At 51.5% G+C, this 17,529-nt stretch carries 16 protein-coding genes; 10 read left to right on the top strand and 6 right to left on the bottom strand.

From position 1 onward, the window contains the following. Positions 1 to 8 precede the first annotated feature (8 nt). Positions 9 to 1,316, top strand: coding sequence for an ABC transporter substrate-binding protein (locus EVJ22_RS07095; protein WP_131439107.1), 1,308 nt, complete (start codon positions 9 to 11; stop codon positions 1,314 to 1,316). Position 1,317: 1 nt separating this feature from the next. After that, positions 1,318 to 1,998 carry a glycerophosphodiester phosphodiesterase gene (locus EVJ22_RS07100; RefSeq protein WP_131443567.1) on the top strand — a complete coding sequence of 227 codons (681 nt, stop codon included), beginning with the start codon at positions 1,318 to 1,320 and terminating at the stop codon, positions 1,996 to 1,998. Positions 1,999 to 2,028: 30 nt separating this feature from the next. Here EVJ22_RS07100 and EVJ22_RS07105 read toward each other — a convergent pair whose 3' ends face one another. Together EVJ22_RS07105 and EVJ22_RS07110 are read right to left on the bottom strand one after the other, a co-directional pair. After that, a complete protein-coding gene (locus EVJ22_RS07105) occupies positions 2,029 to 3,306 on the bottom strand; it encodes a glycoside hydrolase family 32 protein (RefSeq protein WP_131443568.1) in 1,278 nt (425 codons plus the stop codon). Continuing rightward, positions 3,303 to 5,642: a glycoside hydrolase family 65 protein gene (locus tag EVJ22_RS07110; RefSeq protein ID WP_131443666.1), complete on the bottom strand. Its 2,340-nt coding sequence runs from the start codon at positions 5,640 to 5,642 to the stop codon at positions 3,303 to 3,305. The genes EVJ22_RS07105 and EVJ22_RS07110 overlap by 4 nt, the downstream gene beginning before the upstream one ends. Before the next feature lie 172 nt (positions 5,643 to 5,814). Between EVJ22_RS07110 and EVJ22_RS07115 the strand changes: the two genes are divergently transcribed. Next, complete coding sequence (locus EVJ22_RS07115) at positions 5,815 to 6,525, top strand: DUF1189 family protein (protein WP_131439101.1); 711 nt, start codon at positions 5,815 to 5,817, stop codon at positions 6,523 to 6,525. Here the strand turns inward: EVJ22_RS07115 and EVJ22_RS07120 are convergent, their stop codons facing one another. Then, positions 6,526 to 7,542: a LacI family DNA-binding transcriptional regulator gene (locus tag EVJ22_RS07120; RefSeq protein WP_071398320.1), complete on the bottom strand. Its 1,017-nt coding sequence runs from the start codon at positions 7,540 to 7,542 to the stop codon at positions 6,526 to 6,528. It abuts the gene before it with no gap. Positions 7,543 to 7,774: 232 nt separating this feature from the next. On the opposite strand from EVJ22_RS07120, the gene EVJ22_RS07125 reads away from it, so the two are divergent. From EVJ22_RS07125 to EVJ22_RS07145, 5 genes are read left to right on the top strand one after another with little or no spacing between them, the layout of a single operon-like run. Beyond that, entirely contained in the window at positions 7,775 to 9,052 is a 1,278-nt protein-coding gene (locus tag EVJ22_RS07125; protein WP_071398319.1) for an ABC transporter substrate-binding protein, read from the top strand. A 56-nt stretch (positions 9,053 to 9,108) separates the two neighbouring features. Further along, the gene (locus EVJ22_RS07130) at positions 9,109 to 10,074 is read left to right on the top strand and encodes a carbohydrate ABC transporter permease (RefSeq protein WP_131443569.1); all 966 of its coding nucleotides are present in this window, start codon (positions 9,109 to 9,111) and stop codon (positions 10,072 to 10,074) included. 13 nt (positions 10,075 to 10,087) lie between these two features. Beyond that, positions 10,088 to 10,912 (top strand): carbohydrate ABC transporter permease, encoded by an 825-nt coding sequence (locus tag EVJ22_RS07135; RefSeq protein WP_071398317.1) that lies wholly within the window; start codon positions 10,088 to 10,090, stop codon positions 10,910 to 10,912. A gap of 12 nt (positions 10,913 to 10,924) precedes the next feature. Continuing rightward, a complete protein-coding gene (gene pgmB, locus EVJ22_RS07140) occupies positions 10,925 to 11,575 on the top strand; it encodes a beta-phosphoglucomutase (protein ID WP_131443570.1) in 651 nt (216 codons plus the stop codon). Between the two features lie 50 nt (positions 11,576 to 11,625). Continuing rightward, complete coding sequence (locus EVJ22_RS07145) at positions 11,626 to 13,239, top strand: alpha,alpha-phosphotrehalase (RefSeq protein ID WP_131443571.1); 1,614 nt, start codon at positions 11,626 to 11,628, stop codon at positions 13,237 to 13,239. Between the two features lie 11 nt (positions 13,240 to 13,250). Here EVJ22_RS07145 and EVJ22_RS15480 read toward each other — a convergent pair whose 3' ends face one another. Then, the gene (locus tag EVJ22_RS15480; RefSeq protein WP_158625507.1) at positions 13,251 to 13,406 is read right to left on the bottom strand and encodes a hypothetical protein; all 156 of its coding nucleotides are present in this window, start codon (positions 13,404 to 13,406) and stop codon (positions 13,251 to 13,253) included. Between the two features lie 49 nt (positions 13,407 to 13,455). Beyond that, complete coding sequence (locus tag EVJ22_RS15545; RefSeq protein WP_173647376.1) at positions 13,456 to 13,602, bottom strand: hypothetical protein; 147 nt, start codon at positions 13,600 to 13,602, stop codon at positions 13,456 to 13,458. A gap of 247 nt (positions 13,603 to 13,849) precedes the next feature. Here EVJ22_RS15545 and EVJ22_RS07150 point away from each other — a divergent pair, with 247 nt between their 5' ends. Then, a complete protein-coding gene (locus tag EVJ22_RS07150) occupies positions 13,850 to 15,292 on the top strand; it encodes a carbon starvation CstA family protein (RefSeq protein WP_131443572.1) in 1,443 nt (480 codons plus the stop codon). A gap of 41 nt (positions 15,293 to 15,333) precedes the next feature. On the opposite strand, the gene EVJ22_RS07155 is transcribed toward EVJ22_RS07150, so the two are convergent. Next, positions 15,334 to 16,461: a sensor histidine kinase gene (locus EVJ22_RS07155; RefSeq protein ID WP_233589641.1), complete on the bottom strand. Its 1,128-nt coding sequence runs from the start codon at positions 16,459 to 16,461 to the stop codon at positions 15,334 to 15,336. A 178-nt stretch (positions 16,462 to 16,639) separates the two neighbouring features. Here EVJ22_RS07155 and EVJ22_RS07160 point away from each other — a divergent pair, with 178 nt between their 5' ends. Continuing rightward, positions 16,640 to 17,503, top strand: a complete 864-nt coding sequence (locus tag EVJ22_RS07160; RefSeq protein ID WP_233589642.1) for an SDR family oxidoreductase — start codon at positions 16,640 to 16,642, stop codon at positions 17,501 to 17,503. Positions 17,504 to 17,529: the final 26 nt, after the last annotated feature.

Below are 17,529 nucleotides of genomic sequence, written 5' to 3' on the forward strand. Positions count from 1 at the left end.
AATATAGGATGAAAAAGAAAGCATTATTCGCAGGGTTGGCCAGTTCGGTATTGTTGCTCGGGGCATGTGGTAGCGAGGAGGCGGAGCCGGCCGCTTCGGCGACGGAGGACGGGAAGACGGAAGTCGTATTTTGGCACGCGATGAGCGGGGACTTAGAGACCGCGCTCAACAACCAAGTCGACGCCTTCAACGAGTCGCAGGAGGAGTATGAAGTAAAACCGGTGTTCCAAGGTACGTATGAAGAAGCGCTCACGAAGTTCAACGCCGTCGCAGGGTCACCGGACGCGCCGGCCATCATGCAGACGTTCGAGGTCGGAACGAAATATATGATCGACACGAACAAAATCACGCCGGTCCAAGAGTTCATCGACAAAGAGGACTTCGACACGAATGTCTGGGAAGAGAACATCTTGAGTTATTACCAAGTCGACGGCAAGCAGTACTCGATGCCGTTCAACTCGTCGACACCGGTACTGATCTACAACAAGGACGCGTTTGAAAAAGCGGGACTCGACCCAGAGAAGGCGCCGCGGACATACGACGAATTGAAGCAAGCGGCGAAGGCGCTCACGACCGACGGGCAGACCGGCTTCACGATGCTCAACTACGGCTGGTTCTTCGAACAGCTCGTCGCCGCACAAGGCGGGTTATATGTCGACAACGATAACGGGCGCAGCGGAGCGCCGACAAAAGCGGTATTTGACGGAGAAGAAGGACAGAACGCCTTCAATTTGATCAAAGACATGTACGACGAGAAGACGTTCATGAACGTCGGCCAAAACTGGGACGATATGCGTGCCGCCTTCCAATCAGGGAAAGTCGCGATGTATCTCGACTCGTCAGCCGGCATTCGCACCGTCGCGGACAACGCTGACTTCGAGGTCGGGGCGTCATACTTGCCGGTCCCGAACGAAGCCGAGCGGGAAGGTGTCATCATCGGTGGCGCCTCGCTCTGGATGGGTGACGGCATCGCCGACGAGACGAAACAAGGCGCATGGGAGTTCATGAAGTACGCGGCCTCAAAAGAAGCACAGGCCAAGTGGCACGTCGAGACGGGGTACTTCGCCATCAACCCAGAAGCGTATAACGAACCGATCGTCAAAGAGATGTGGGCCGAGTATCCGCAACTGAAAGTGACGGTCGATCAATTGAGTGAGACGAAAGCTTCGCCGGCAACACAAGGCGCGCTCATCTCGACGTTCCCGCAATCCCGTCAGAGCGTCGTCAACGCGATGGAGAGCCTGTACCAAGGCGTATCGGTCGAGGAGGCGTTGAAGCGAGCAGCTGACGAGACGACTTCCACCTTGGGGCAGTGACATGTTGATTTACGCGCATCGCGGCTATAGCGCCAAGTATCCAGAAAATACGTTGTCGGCGTTTCGAGCGGCGTTACCTTTCGCCGACGGGATCGAGCTCGACGTCCAATTGACAAGCGATGGTCGTCTCGTCGTCATCCATGACGAGACGGTCGACCGGACGACGGACGGGAGTGGATACGTCAAAGATATGACGCTCCGCCAACTTCGTTTACTCCGCACCGAGAGCGGGGAACGAATCCCGACGCTCGAAGAAGTACTCTTATTGGTTGAATCGTCCGATGTCACGCTCAATATCGAACTGAAGACGGATCGATTCGATTATGACGGGATTGAATATCTCACATGGCTCGCTGTCACCGAGTTCAAGCTCGAGCAACGTGTCGTCTTCTCGTCATTCAATCCGGATACGCTCATCCGGTTACGAGATATCGCCCGAGAAGCGAGGATCGCCGTTTTGACCGGGGAGGGACATCCAAAACTGGTCGATTTCGTCGAGCGGATTGGGGCCGAGGCTGTCCATGCTCAACCGGAGTTTATCGGGACGAGAGACTGGACGACGCTTCGGGAACAGAATCGTTTGATTCGGCTCTACACGATCAACGACCCGAGCGAGCTGCCGGACATGACTGGTGTCGACGCCATCATGACGGACGAGGTCGAAAGGTTCTATGTAAACTGAAACAGCCCGAGACATGAGTCTCGGGTTGTTTTAGTAGCGATGGAGCGTCGCAGTCACGTCTCCCGTCAATTGATGCGTGCGCTTCTCGCTCGGATAGACCCGACTTGAGAAGACGAACTCACCGTCATTGACGAACACTTCGATTGAAGAAGCGTCGACGAAGATGCGGAATGTACGACCGCTCGCTTGTAGGCGACGTACCTCATGTCCGCGTGTCAATTCGAGTGTATTACCAGATTTCGAGAAGGTAGCGGTCTCCCCGAAACAGGCGAATTGAAAGTCGGCTTCTGTGTCAAAAGAAAGTTCGAACGCGTCTCCTTCAAATTTCGGTCCAGCTAAGCGCTGGCTCGTCTGCCGAAGCGATGCCATTTCTTCGATTGGAGTCATGTACAGTCGTCCATTTCGAAGCGATAACTCGCGCGGGATTGTCATCTGATTCGTCCATCCTTCGGCTTGTTCCGGCCAATCACGTTCCCACATGGCATTCCACGCGATCAAAATACGTCGTCCTCGTTCGTCAAGGAACGTTTGGGCGGCGTAGAAATCGTGGCCATAATCGAGCTCGGTAAAAGTGCCATGTGTGAAGAGCGGGGCGTTCAAGTCGAGGTGACCGACGAAGTATCCGCACTGATGCAAGTTATGATATCGATCACCGTCTTGCTCCATCCCTTGGGGTGAAAGGAGCAAGACGTCGTGACCGTCAAGGTGAAACAGGTCGGGACATTCCCACATCCAACCGTGTTCGCCCGTCTCCCCAGCGATAACGCCGCGCTCAGACCAATGAATGGCATCGTCCGAGTCATAGAGGACGACTTTTCCGTCTGTCGCGTCACGCGTACCGAGTACCATGTAGTAGCGCCCGTCTTGTTCCCATACTTTCGGGTCGCGGACGTGAGCGTTACCCCGTGCGGGTTCGCCGGAGATGATTGGATTGTCTAAATGCTTTTTGAACGTGTTGCCATCTGCTGACGTGGCGAGGCATTGAACTTGCCTGAGCGCCTCGCGTTTCTCATCAAGCCACACGTTGCCGGTATAATACAAGTGAAGTACGCCGTCTTTCACGAGGGCGCTCCCTGAGAAGACCCCGTCCTGGTCATAGTCTAGACCGGGACGAAGGGCGATTGGTTTGTGCTCCCAACGAATGAGGTCGGTCGACGTGGCATGTCCCCAGTGCATATCGTCCCAGTCTACCCCGAACGGATGGTACTGATAGAACAGATGATAGACACCATTATACTGGCACAGTCCATTCGGGTCGTTCATCCAACCGAACGGCGGGGCGAAGTGATAGTGGGGACGAAACGTCATACCGACAGCACTTCGCTCGTGAAAGCGTCTACGATTAAACGTTCTTCGCCATACACTTCGATTGTGACGGCATCATCTGTTGGTTGACGTCGAGTGATCGTCACTTTTTCTTGCGTCGCCTTCACGTCGAGCGTCTCGCCTTGCCAGTCGATTGAGAACGTGAGTGAGGTCCAAGCTTTCGGGAGCATCGGCGAAATTCGAAGCTTGCCGCCTGCCATACGGACACCGCCGAAGCCATTGACGACTGCTTGCCAAATGCCACCAAGCGAAGCAGCATGGATACCGGCGTCTGACGTCTTCATGTTCGGGCCGAGATCGATTTCAGAGGCGCGGCGGAACAAATCGTATGCCAATTCTTGATCGCCGAGATCAGATGCCAAAACACTATGTGTCGATAAAGACAGTGACGAATCGTGCAACGTTTTCGGTTCATAATAGTTCCAGTTGGCGCGTTTCACGTCCGCAGAGAACAGATCTTCCAACAAATACATGAGAATCATAACGTCTGCTTGTTTAGACACTTGAATCTCGTTCACTTGTTCAAGGTTATAGTCGAGGAACAGCGAACCGACGTTCTCTTGATTCTTATACTTCGTCAAGTCGATGATCTCTTTTTGTAAATAGGTGTCGTCTTGTGGCAACACCCCGTCCTCGCGTACTTGTGGCAAGTAAATTAAGTCGAGCACGTGACGGAAGCGTTCGTCCGCCGTTTCTAGGTCGAGTTTGTCGTTCAACTGCTCGAAAAGTTCAGGTTTATCCGTACGGAGCAACTCGACATACTCGATTGCCTTGTTAATGTTCCAGTGCGCCGTATAGTTCGTGAAGGCGTTGTTATCGACGTGCTCTTTATACTCGTCTGGTCCAACTACTTCGTTGATCTCATAGCGCTTTGTTTCTTCATCCCACTCTAAGCGGCTTGCCCAGAACTTGGCTGTGTCGATAAGCAGTTCATACCCGTAGCGATCCATAAAGTCCTGGTCACCGGTGACATGGTAATACTGCCAAGCGGCGAAGGCGATGTCTGACGTGATGTGCTGCTCGATGAAGCCCGACCAAATTTTCGTTGCTTCACCTGTGACGATATCGGCCGCGCCCCAGATCGGTGTGACTTCACCATCATCAAGCCATGCCGACTCCCACGGGAACATGGCACCCTCGTATCCGTTCTCTTTCGCTTTGCGATGAGCGCCGGAAAGTGATTGGTAGCGGTACTCGAGCAGGCTGCGAGCGATTTTTGGGTTCGTATACGTGTAATACGGGAGAATAAATATTTCCGTGTCCCAGAACGTATGGCCTTTATACCCTTCGCCCGACAAGCCTTTCGCACCGACGTTCATCCGATTATCATGTTTCGGTGTCATGACAGCCAAGTGGTACTGTGCGAAGCGGATTGCGAGCTGGTCGAACATCGCGTTCGATTCGATTGCAATCGGGGCGTGCTCCCAGACAAGCTCGTTCCAAGTCTGGATATGCTCCTCGAGCAAGCGGTCGTATCCCATCGCCTCGATTTCTTTTGTCACGTTGAGCGCGTGATTCGCGAGTTCTTCGGTCGTCTCGACCGTCAATTCTTTGTCGCGTGATGTGAAGATGGTCGAATACTTCTCAATCGTCAACGTCTCGTCTTGGGGGATGATCATGTCCGAGTAGTCAAAGAAGATTTTACGACGATCCATCTTGATGATTGATTTTGGCTCGATTGTCTCATTGAGCATAAAGTGGTGCACGCTATGGAACGCGAAGTCGATGCCCGATTCGGTCGTCGTCTGAATTTGTTGCATGAAACGCCCGTCATATAAGCGTTTATCCCCTTCGAGGAAATGTTGAACCCCGCTGTTTGTCGTTTGACCGTTTATGCCTGACGTAAGGGTGAGTACTGTCTGTTGCTTCGGCGTGATAGATACGCGCTGAGCGATACTATGCAAGTTCGCCATCGAGACGAACCGCTTGAAGACGAGTTCGAACACATCACCGTTTGGACTTTCCCACGTCACTTCTCGAATGAGTTCCGCTTGTTTTAGGTTAAGAGTGCGACGATAGGCGTGGATCTTTCCTTGTGTCAAATCGAAGCGAACCCCGTTCAATTTAAATTCCATCCATAAGACATCCGCCGCATTTGGCAGTTCTGTCACTTCGTTCGCCGCAAATTTATTGAACGTTCCGGCGACGAATAAGTTTCGTGTCTCGTTCGCATAATGTTCTTCTGTAACGGACCGTAGCCCCATGTACCCGTTTCCGAGTGAAAACACCGTTTCGCCTTTGCCGAGCCACTCTGGTCGGAAACCGTCCTCTGAGACGAGCCAATTTTGTAAATCACCTGTGCCAGTCGTATAGTTCATCAGTGTGTTTGTCACGGTATAACCTCCTGTATGATAAAGCGCTTTCTTGATTCGACCCCATTCTATCCGAAACGTTTCGGATGTTCAACCACTATTTTTGATATATTGGGTTTATTCGAATGATAAATCGTGATTTAATGGGGTTAGAAACGTTTTAGGAAAGAGGTTTGTCATGGAGCAATTAGTTGCAAGTTTGGGATTTAGATTCGATCAAGTGAAAATGTGGCGCGGCCAATCGATCTGGAAGTCGGTCTTTTACGTTTTGATCGCACTGTTGGTCTCGAATACGATTGTTTACGGTGTGAAGTGGGTGAATCAATCTACTCAGCTGGTCGAGTTGCCGGCTTTTTCGGTGACGGATGCTGGATTGCAGTATGATGAGGCGTTCGTTTTCGACGTGCCGGTACTTGATTTGACAGTCATGGTCGGGGAGGAAATACCGACGAACACGAAACAGACGCTATTACTAGCGGATGAGGGGTGGGTCTTCAAACGGAGCGGTGTGGAGACGGAATTGAACGGTTACACGTCACTCTTGTCGTTCACCGGGAGCAGCGAACTATCCGAGCGTGACGTTCAAAGTGTATTAGAAGACTTAAACTGGTTTTATCCAGTCTATATTTATGGATCGGTCCTGCTCGATCTTGTTGTTCATCTCATCTTGATTTCCTTGTTGGCGTTAGCTGGTCTCAGCTTCAAACGTTTCGTGCCAATCCGCTATAAGGAAGCGTGGACGATCACGGCGTATGGTATTACAGCTCCGCTCGTCGCTCGTACCATCATCGACCTATTACCGGTCAACGTCCCGATGCTTGCGGTGCTGTATTGGGCTACAGTGGGAATCTTTGCATTTATGACGATACGAAAAATCGGCGATGACTAATCATCGCCGATTTTTCGTGACTGATTCTCGTAAAACGAGTTGGTTATTGACGAACGCCTCGTGGGGGACGTCTTTTCCTTCGACAATATGAACGACCATCTCCGCTGCCGCTCGGCCCATTTCATACGGTTGTTGACCGATTGTCGTGAGTGGTGGCGATACGTATTGGGATAACAAGATGTTATCAAAACCGATAATCGATAAGTCCTCGGGCACATTCAGACCGAGTTCACGAGTTGCTTGAAGAACGCCGAGTGCCATGACGTCAGAAGCACAAAAGATGGCCGTTACTTCTGGGTGGTTCAATAAAAACGGTAGGGCGACTTCTTTAGCGGCGAGTTCTTCAAAATCACCATTCAATACGTAGTCGTCAAATGTATCGACCCCGTTCTCTTGAAGCACTTGACGGTAGGCGTCATAGCGTACGGTCGAGACGTAGGCATGCGGGGAACCGTTCATAAAGGCGACATGGCGGTGACCGAGGCGAAGCAAGTAACGGACCGCTTGTTTAGCACTCTCTAGTTGGTTAGACGTCACATACCCGGTATTTACGCCCTCGATTGGGATGTCGACTAAGACACAAGGGACCGTACTTTCAATTGCCTCAAGCAAGTAAGGGTCGTCGCGTTTTAATCCTTGGATGACGACGCCGTCGAGTTGGCGCTCGGCGCACATTTGACCATACGTTTTATTTTTTTGTTTTGAAGTCGTTGTCGACAATAACACGAATTCATAGTCGAGTTTTGTTAGTTCGTCCGATACGCCGCATAACGTCTCAAACATGAAGTTGTCTTTGACGCTCTCGCGTTTTAGGTCGGTGACGAGAAAGCCAATCGTCTTTGACTGCTTCTTGACGAGGCTTCGTGCCAAGATGTTAGGGCTGTATCCGAGCTCTTTGGCGATGCTTAATATTTTGTCACGTGTTTCTTTGTTCACGTCATCGTACCCGTTGAGTGCTCGAGAGACGGTCGTGACCGAAAAACCTGAAGCTTTCGAGACGTCTTTTAAAGTTGCCATAGGTAGTAGACTCCTTATCACCGAAAACGTTATGAATGTTTTCATGTAGAATGATTATATATCTATTCTAGTCGCTGATGCATAAAGCTGCAAACCCTTATTTATCAAGGGTCGATATCGAATATAAAAAAATGCTTGCTTTCCGAAACGTTTCGGGTATAAAATCGAGTTGTGAGTTGAAAGCGGTTACTTAAAGTTTATTGATTAATCATCTATGAGGAGGAAATCACGCATGAATAAGAAAGTTTCGAAGCCATTATCAGTTTTAATGTTATCAGGTCTTGTCTTCACGGCAGCTTGCGGTGGAGAAGAAGAAGCTCAAGTCGCTTCAGACCCAACAGAACTCGAAGGAAAAGAAATCACAGTTGGGACTTGGAAGGGAACGGATGCTGAAGTGAAGGCGTTCGACGAAATGCTTGCTGCCTTTACCGACGAAACAGGCATCACCGTGAAGAAAAAAGTCTACAATGACTATCAGACCCAGTTGCAGACCGATCTGGTCGGTGGGACAGCGCCTGACGTCTTCTACGTCGATGCGTTTCTAGCACCCGAGTTATCGAAACAAGGTGTCCTCGAACCGATTGATCAGTATGTTGAACAAGCTGAAAAAGACCTTGGTGATTTCTACGAGCCGGCCATCAACGCGTTTAAGTCGGATGATAAATTGTTCGGATTGCCAAAAGACTATTCGACGCTCGGTCTTTACTATAACAAACAAATGATTGAGGATGCGGGCTTCACGGCAGAGGATATTCCGGCCGAAATGGAAGAACTTCCAGCTTTCCTCGCTGAATTAAAAGACAAGTTACCTTCGGGTGTCGCACCAGCCATTACAACATCTGAACTCGCACGTCATATGTTCGTCATGCAGTCGGGCGGTACGGATGTCGTCGACGGTGATGGAAAAGCGGTCTTATCACAACCTGATCAGATTGCAGCGCTTCAACCGCTTGTCGATGCGTATCAAGACAAGCTCGTTCAACGTCCAGCAGATCTTGGTCAAGGCTGGGCCGGTGACTCGTTCGGTGCTGAAAAAGCAGCCATTATGATTGAAGGAAACTGGGCGATCTCACATATCGAACAAAACTTCCCTGACGTTGAGATGGGAACAAAAGAAGTACCGACAATTGGTGGCGACAGCGGTTCTATGATGTTCACAGTGTCTTACTCACTGAACAGTGATTCGGATGAGAAGGCGGCTGGTTGGGAGTTCATCAACTACGCGACATCGAAAGACGGTATGAAGGTTTGGTCTGAAGGGGCAGGTGTCCTTCCATCGCTCAAGTCGATTGCTGAAGAGTTGAACCTGCAAGACGATGAATTGAAAGCACCGTTCGTTGCGGCTGGAGCTTACGCGACACCGTGGCAAAAAGGAGATTCACTCTCGATTGTTGCCCGTGAATACAACAACTTGTTGCCGGCAGCCCTCACAGGGGATATGACACTCGAAGAAGCGATGAAGCGCGCTGAAGAGGCCGCGAATAAAGATATCGAGACGCAGTTGCAGTAAGAAGAAGGGCTCGCGTGAAACCGCGAGCCTACTTTTGTTCGGAAAGGAAGGGTCAAATGGGCACTCAACTCGAGATAAATCGTCGTGCTGACACAGCGTCACAGGCGCCAGGTCCTCAAAAAAAGAAAGGGAACGAGCGTAATCGTCGGGAAGCCCTGCAAGGTGTCACGTTCATGTTGCCGACGATTATCCTCTTAGTGACGTTTACGTTACTCCCAATCTTCTATTCGTTATTCTTATCGTTCACGCGCGTCAACTTGTTTGGCGGAATTGATTTTCAATGGGTCGGTTTCACGAACTACGTCAACGCCTGGAACGATGACCGGGTTTGGGCGGCGCTAAATAATACGTTCCGTTACGCACTCTTCGTCGTACCGATCCAGACGGCGGTCGCCCTTCTCATGGCGGCGGTCCTCAATTCCGGAATCCGGTTTCAAAACACGTTCCGGACAATCTATTTCTTGCCGACGCTCACATCGAGCTCGGCGCTGACGATGATTTTCATGTTTCTCTTTAGTCTGAACGGACCAATCAACAATGCGCTCGTCAACTTTGGTTTTCTCGAGGCACCGATCAACTTTATCAATGAAACGGATTTTGCGCTTGCGACGATCATGGTCATGAACATTTGGTCGACGGTACCATTTTTTATGACGATTTACCTCGCGGGACTTCAAGATATCCCGACTTCTTTATATGAGGCGGCATCGTTAGATGGAGCGAACGCATGGCAGAAATTGATGAAAATTACGGTCCCAAACCTGACACCTGTCACGAACTACGTCATTTTGATGGGGATCATCGGTTGTTTCCAACTGTTTGATCAAGCCTATATCATATCTGGTGGGACAGGTGGACCGAACAATGCGACGCTCACGTTCTCGCTGATCATTTATCAATATGCGTTCCAAACGATCGGGACGATGGGCTACGCCTCGGCGCTCGCCATCATTTTGACGATCATCATCTTTACCGTATCGATGCTTGCTCGGAAGTTAAATAAAGAAGAATCCAACTACTAAGGAGGAATGGGATATGAAAAAGAGAAAATGGCCACGGATTCTCATGTATGTCATTCTCGTTTCATACGCGCTCGTCACGATGTACCCATTCCTATGGGCAGTGCTCGCATCGTTCAAACCGTATAGCGAGATTGTCGCAGGTGGTCTGACACTTTGGCCCGAAAATCCGACGCTTGCGAACTATGAACACATCTTCACGAACGATCCATTGTTTCCGCGTTGGATCTTAAACTCATTTTTCATCGCGACAGTGGGGACAATCATCAACGTCATTTTTAATACGATGGCCGGTTATTCACTTGCCCGCTTGCGATTCCCAGGTCGGAACTACTTGTTCTTGCTGATTCTAGCGGTCATGATGGTCCCGGGACAGATTTTGCTCATCCCGAACTATCTCATCATGCGCTCGCTCGGCATTTTAGACACGTATGCGGCGCTGATCGTACCTGGTGCGATAAACTTTGCCTATATCTTCTTGATGCGGCAATTCTTCATCAACTTCCCACGTGAAGTCGAAGAGGCGGCTCAAGTCGATGGATTGAACCGATTCCAGACGTTTTGGCGCATCGTCTTCCCGATGGCGAAAGCCTCGGTCGCGACGCAAGCCGTCTTCGTCTTTCTCGGTTTCTGGAACGAATTCTTGAAGCCGCTTCTCTATATCACATCGCCAGAGAAGTATACGCTCACGCTGGGACTTCAGTCGTTCCAAAGCCAAAACGCGACACAATGGAACTACATCATGGCGGCCTCGGTCGTCAGTATCGTCCCAATCATCATTTTGTACATCGTGCTGAACAAGTACTTCATGCAAGGTTTACGACTCGGTGGGGACAAATAAGGAGAGATGGATATGAAAGCTTTTATTTTTGATTTGGATGGCGTCATTACAGACAGCGCTGAATATCACTATTTAGCGTGGAGAGCGCTCGGGGAAGAACTGTCGATCCCGTTCGACCGTGAGTTCAACGAGACGCTAAAAGGTGTCAGCCGGACGGAGTCGCTCGAACGAATTCTGCGTCTCGGTGGCCGGGAGAAAGATTTCTCGACAGAAGAGAAGGAACGATTGGCCACGAAGAAGAATGAACACTATGTATCACTCATCAAAAACATCACGCCCGATGACGTCTTGCCAGGAATTGAGGCGTTCTTGAGCGAGTTGAAGCAAGCCGGCTATAAGATCGGCATGGCCTCGGCCTCAAAAAATGCATTGATGGTGACGCGTCAGCTCGGCCTGCTCGATGCGTTCGACCATATCGTTGACGCGGCGACGGTCGCGCAGTCAAAACCGCATCCGGAAGTATTTTTAAAAGCGGCAGAAGCACTTGGGGTCGAACCGAAGGCGTGCATCGGTGTCGAAGATGCGGTGGCCGGTGTCGAAGCGATTCATGCGGCCGGTATGTTCGCTGTCGGAATCGGTGACCCAGCCGTCCTGACAGAAGCGAATATTGTCTTCACAGACACGACCGGACTCACGCTCGACAACGTCTTGACACATATTTGAATGTTGCCTCGAGTGAAAATGCTCGAGGCCTTTCTATAGGGGGAGATAAAATGAAGCGAACATGGTGGAAAGAAGCAGTCGTCTATCAAGTGTATTGGCGCAGTTTCTTGGATACGAACGGGGATGGCTACGGAGATTTAGAAGGAGTCCGTCAAAAACTAGGCTACATCAAAGAATTAGGTGCCGACGTCGTCTGGCTCAATCCGTTTTACGTCTCACCCGACAAAGACAACGGCTATGACATCGCTGACTATTACCGGGTCATGGACAAGGCAGGGACGATGGAGGACTTCGAGCGACTGCTCAAGGAAGCACACGAGCTCGGCCTGAAAGTTATTTTAGACCTCGTCGTCAACCATACGTCGGATGAGCACCCGTGGTTTCGCGAAGCAAAAGCATCCAAAACGTCGCCGAAACGAGAGTATTACATTTGGCATGACCCGGTCGACGGCTCAGCCCCTAACAATTGGCGCTCGTACTTCGCGCCGTCATGCTGGAAGTATGACGAAAGAATCGCCCAATATTATTATCATTCGTTCGCCGTCGAGCAACCGGACCTCAATTGGGAGAATGAAGAGCTGCGACACGAAATCTACAACATGATGCGCTTCTGGCTCGACAAAGGCATCGATGGCTTCCGGATGGACGTCATCAACTTGCTCGCGAAGCGCAAAGATTTGTCGGACGTCGACAACCCGTATGATTTGAGTTACTTGGCCAACAATCCGGGTATTCACGACTATTTGCAAGAAATGCGTGACGAGGTGCTCAAGCATTACGACTGTATGACGGTCGGCGAGATCCCATTCGTCGCACCAAAAGAAGGACTGCTGTATGTCGATGAGACACGTGGAGAACTCGATACACTGTTCCACTTCCAAATCGCCGATGAGATGCCGACGTGGGACATGCTACGGTTCAAACAAATTCAACGGGATTGGTATGAAGGATTGAACGGGCGAGGGTGGAACTCGCAATTTTTGAACAACCACGATCACACGCGTCAAGTGACCCGTTACGGGAACGATGGGGAGCACCGCGTCGCCTCTGCCAAGCTACTCGCGACACTCACGCATACGCTGCCGGGGATGCCATATATTTATCAAGGGGAAGAGATCGGCATGACCGGCGTTAAGTTCGACTCGATTGACGACTATCAAGACATCGCCATGAAAAATCGCTACGCTGAGGAAGTCGGGAAAGGACGAGACCCGAAAGACGTGCTCGCGAGTCTACAACTGCTTAGCCGGGACAATTCACGGACGCCGATGCAGTGGAACGCACAGAAGCATGGGGGTTTTACAGACGGCAAGCCCTGGATGCCAGTTAATCCGAATTATGAGCGTTTGAATGTCGAGACAGATTTGTCGCGAGAGGATTCGGTGTTTCACTATTATCAACAGTTGATTCGACTTCGGAAAAACAATCCTGCGCTCATATACGGAGAGTTCACCGATTTATTGCCAGAGGATGAGTCACTTCACGCTTATGAACGGAAATTAGGACAGGTCCGTTTCGTGATTGTCTTGAATCATTCGCACGAAACACGGACTCTTCCATTTTCGATTGACGCTCAATCGCTCGTTCTTCAAAATGTGGAGAATGGAACAGACGGATTGCTTCCGTACGAAGCGCGAATTTACATGACACCGACCGCCCGATGAGGCGGTCGGTGTCATGTTTTCTTTGGTGAATCGCTAAATGCAAAATACAGACCGACCCCGAGCGCAAGCCCGAGAAGATAGTTGTCGAAAGCAATCGCGAACGTGACGCCGACGCCGAGTGCAAGCGGGAAAGCGTAACTCCCTGTCGTATGTTTTGATTCGGACATAGAGTCCACCTCCTTTGCCTATCTTCTACGTGCGGTTCGTCAAAACGTTTCATGCTTTTTTCTTCGTTCCTTGGAAAGCAAAGAACATCGCGATGCCGATGCCAAGACCGAGCCACCAATTATCGAACAACAGTCCGAAGATGACGATGAAGGCGACGGCGACCGGTAGTGCTAAATATCCACGTTGTCGTTTCATTTGATTCATCCTTTCCCTACGTCTCTCCTTGACTGTTCCCGGAAGCGGAATGATTCATTCTAAAAGTAACCGTTTTCATAAGAACGGCTTAACATCAACGTTTGTCTAAAAAATGAACATTGTTATTTTCATGTGAAATAGTGAGCAATTGTATCTATCCACCCGTAGAAAAGCCTGTTATATTTTAATTGTGATAAACTTCACAATCAGAAATCATACATGGTTCATATTATAGGAGGAAGAGAAGATGATTACATTTTTTATCGCACTAGGATTATTATTGGTCGGGTACCTCGTTTACGGTCGTTACGTCGAGAAGACGTTTGGCATCAAGGAAGAGCGGACGACGCCCGCCTATGCGTCACGGGACGATGTCGACTATGTACCGATGGGCACGAAACGGAACTCGATGATCCAACTGTTGAACATCGCCGGCGTCGGTCCAATCTTCGGTCCGATCATGGGGGCGCTTTACGGTCCGGTCGCATTTCTTTGGATCGTGGTCGGTTCGATTTTTGCCGGGGCGGTACACGACTATTTGACCGGGATGATCTCGCTCCGCAACAACGGGGCACACTTGCCACAGCTCGCCGAGAAGTTCCTCGGCCGCTCGCTCCGCCACGTCGTCAACGGGTTCGCGCTCTTGTTGCTACTGCTCGTCGGGACGGTGTTCGTCACGTCACCGGCCAACATGATCAACAACTTGTTCGACGGTAACGCGTCGACGCTCGCCTGGGTGCTCTTTGCCATCTTCGGCTACTATATTTTGGCGACGCTCTTACCTGTCGATAAGATCATCGGCCGCATCTATCCGTTCTTCGGAGCGCTCCTGTTGATCAGCGCCGTCGGCATCGCCGTCAGCCTGTTCGCCCAAGGCTATCAGGTCCCTGAGATGACGTTCACGAACATGCATCCGGACGGCTTACCGATCTGGCCGCTCTTGTTCTTCACGATCTCGTGTGGCGCGCTCTCAGGATTCCACGCAACGCAGTCGCCGATTATCTCGCGGACGACGATGAAAGAGAGCAATGGTCGCAGCATCTTCTACGGCATGATGATCGTCGAGGCCGTCATCGCCATGATCTGGGCAGCGGCCGCGATGGCCATCTTCGAGCCGGGTGAACTGCTCGCGATGATCAACGCCGGCACACCGGCGCTCGTCGTCCAAGAAGTGGCGACGCTCATGCTCGGCAGCATCGGCGGCACGCTCGCCATCCTCGGCGTCATCGTCTTGCCGATCACGTCAGGTGACACGGCGTTCCGTAGCGCCCGGATGATCATCGCCGACTACATGAAAGTCGCGCAGAAGAAGTTCGCATCACGCCTTTGGATCGCAATCCCGTTGTTCGTCATCTCGTTCATCTTGACGAAAGTCGACTTCCGTCTCCTCTGGCAATATTTCAACTGGGCCAACCAGACGACGGCGGTCATCGCCTTGTTCGTCGGGGCGACGTACTTGTACATCAAAGGACGCAACTACTGGATCGCGCTCGTCCCGGGGACGTTCATGCTGTATGCGGTCTGGTTCTATATCTTGACGGCGCCGATCGGCTTCAAGATGGACGGAATCATTCCGTACGTCATCGCGACGGTCGGGACGGTGACGTTGTTCGGATTGTTCTTCAAGCACGCCAAAGCGATGCGCGCCCAAGATCTCGAGTGCGACGCACCGGTTCGAAAAGCCGCATAACAAACAGGGGCCCGGCATACATTGCCGGGCCCCTTTGTTGATCAGTCATATAAGTAAATCGAGAACGTCGTCCCTTCTCCGTACACGGAGTCGGCGTGGATGCCCCAACCGTGCGCCTCGGCGATCCGTTTGCAGATGCGCAGGCCGAGCCCGGTCCCTTTGATCGGACGGTGGGAGTCGGAGTCGACCCGGTAGTACTCGTCAAAGATGTACGGGATGGACTCAGGAGGGATACCGATGCCTGGGTCACGGACGGACAAGACGAGCGTCGTATCGTCCATCGAGCCTGTAATCCGGATCGTCCCGCCTTTCGGTGAATACTTGATGGCGTTGCCGATCAAGTTGTGAAGCAGCTGCAACAACTTCTCCTGGTCGGCCTCGATCGTCGCGTCGCAAGTGGACAAGACAACCTGGTGATTCGGGGATGTCGTCTCATAGTGGGCGACAATGCCTTCAAGAACCGGTTTGAGTGCGAACGTCGACAGCGTCAGCAATTCTGCGGAGTAGTTGACGCGTTGATAGTCGAGGAAGTTATCGACGAGTCGTTCGAGCCGCTCCGCCTCTTGCTTCACGAGCGTCAGCATACCGTGCGTCTTCTCGTTATCGGTATGTTGGTACATGAGCAGTTCGGTATAGCCGCTGATGGCGGTGAGCGGTGAGCGGAACTCATGCGACAACTCGGCCAAAAACGAGTCTTTCTGCTCCTCGAACCGGCGTGCTTCGGTCTCGTCGCGCCAAAGGATGAACACGCCACGCGGGGTGTGGGTGAAGTTCAAAATGAGTTGCAGCGTCCGGTCGCCCAGCTGGAAGTAGTGGGGTTCCATACTCGGACAGCAGCCGAAGCGATTGTCGAGCAATTCTTCCCAAAAAGACGTCACGGCAACCGGGTCGGCCCCGTTCCGTTCGAACACGTCATGGAAGAAGCGGCTCAAGGTCTCGAAATCGTTGAAGCGCCGCGTCGTCAGCGACGGGCAGAAAGCACGGAGCGGTTGGTTCGTATACAGGCGATTGCGGGTAAAATCGATATAACAGACGGCATCCTGCACTTCCTCAATGAGTGAAGCGATGGGGGAGTGCGGCAGGCGTCGTGCTGAATAGTTCGGGATGGCTCGTTTTGGACGTGTTCGGCCGTGCCTTGCGGATGAACGATAAAATCGGTTTCGGTCCATGCGTCGGCCTCCTCTCTACGATGTCGATTGATCTGTCTCTATTATACGACATTGTGCAGTATTTCCCTATATAGTCCATGGACCTACCTAAAAATGAGAAGAAATCGGGACGACTGGCACAAATTGTTCAAACACAGATAAGTGAACGTATAAGACAATGGAAAGAGGAGGGATTATTATGAAGCAAGCGATTTTAGTGACTGGTGCGACCGGGAACGTCGGACAATACGTCGTGAAGTATTTAGAAGAACGGGGAGAAGCAGTCGTCGTTGCCGGGAGTAAGTTAGACGAGCTACAGCGGCGCTTCCCGACGGCGGCACGACACGTCGAACTCGATTTTGAAAACCCGGACACGTACGAAGCGGCGCTCGACGGGGTCGATCGCGTCTTTTTGATGCGTCCGCCACAGATCGGGGATGCGGACGTGTTCGTTCCGTTCATTGAGGCGATGGCCGAACGTTCGATTCGGCTCGTCGCTTTTCTTTCACTCATGGGCGTCGAGACGAATCCGTTCCCGCCCCACTATAAGATCGAGAAGTATATCGAGCAGTCAGGTGTTCCATCCGTTCATATCCGGCCGGGTTTCTTCATGCAGAACGTGACCGGCGTCCACGCCGAGGAGATCCGTCAAGACGACGAGATCTTCATCCCGGCCGGTAACAGTCAAGTCAGCTTCATCGACGCCGAGGATATCGGCAAGGCAATCGCGTACGTCTTGGCCGACCCGGAGTCACATCGCAATACGGCCTATACGCTCACCGGACCCGAGGCGCTCGATTATGTCGACATCGCCAACCAATTGACGATTCTGACCGGGCGGCGCATCACGTACGCCAAGCCGAGCATGCTGCGCTATCGCTCACACTATATTCAGGAACGTGGCCTGGATCCAGCGTATGTGAATGTGACGATGGCGCTCTACCTCATGACACGGCTCGGGACGGCGAAGGCGGTGACGGACGACTTTGAACGGTTGACCGGGGAGAAGCCACGTTCGTTTGCTGAGTTCGCACGTGATCATGTAGATGCGTTCCAACGCTAAAAAACACACTTTTATCCGTTAACGGA

Origin of the sequence: Exiguobacterium sp. SH0S7 (assembly GCF_004337195.1) — a bacterium.
Classification (GTDB): Bacteria; Bacillota; Bacilli; order Exiguobacteriales; family Exiguobacteriaceae; genus Exiguobacterium; species Exiguobacterium aurantiacum_A.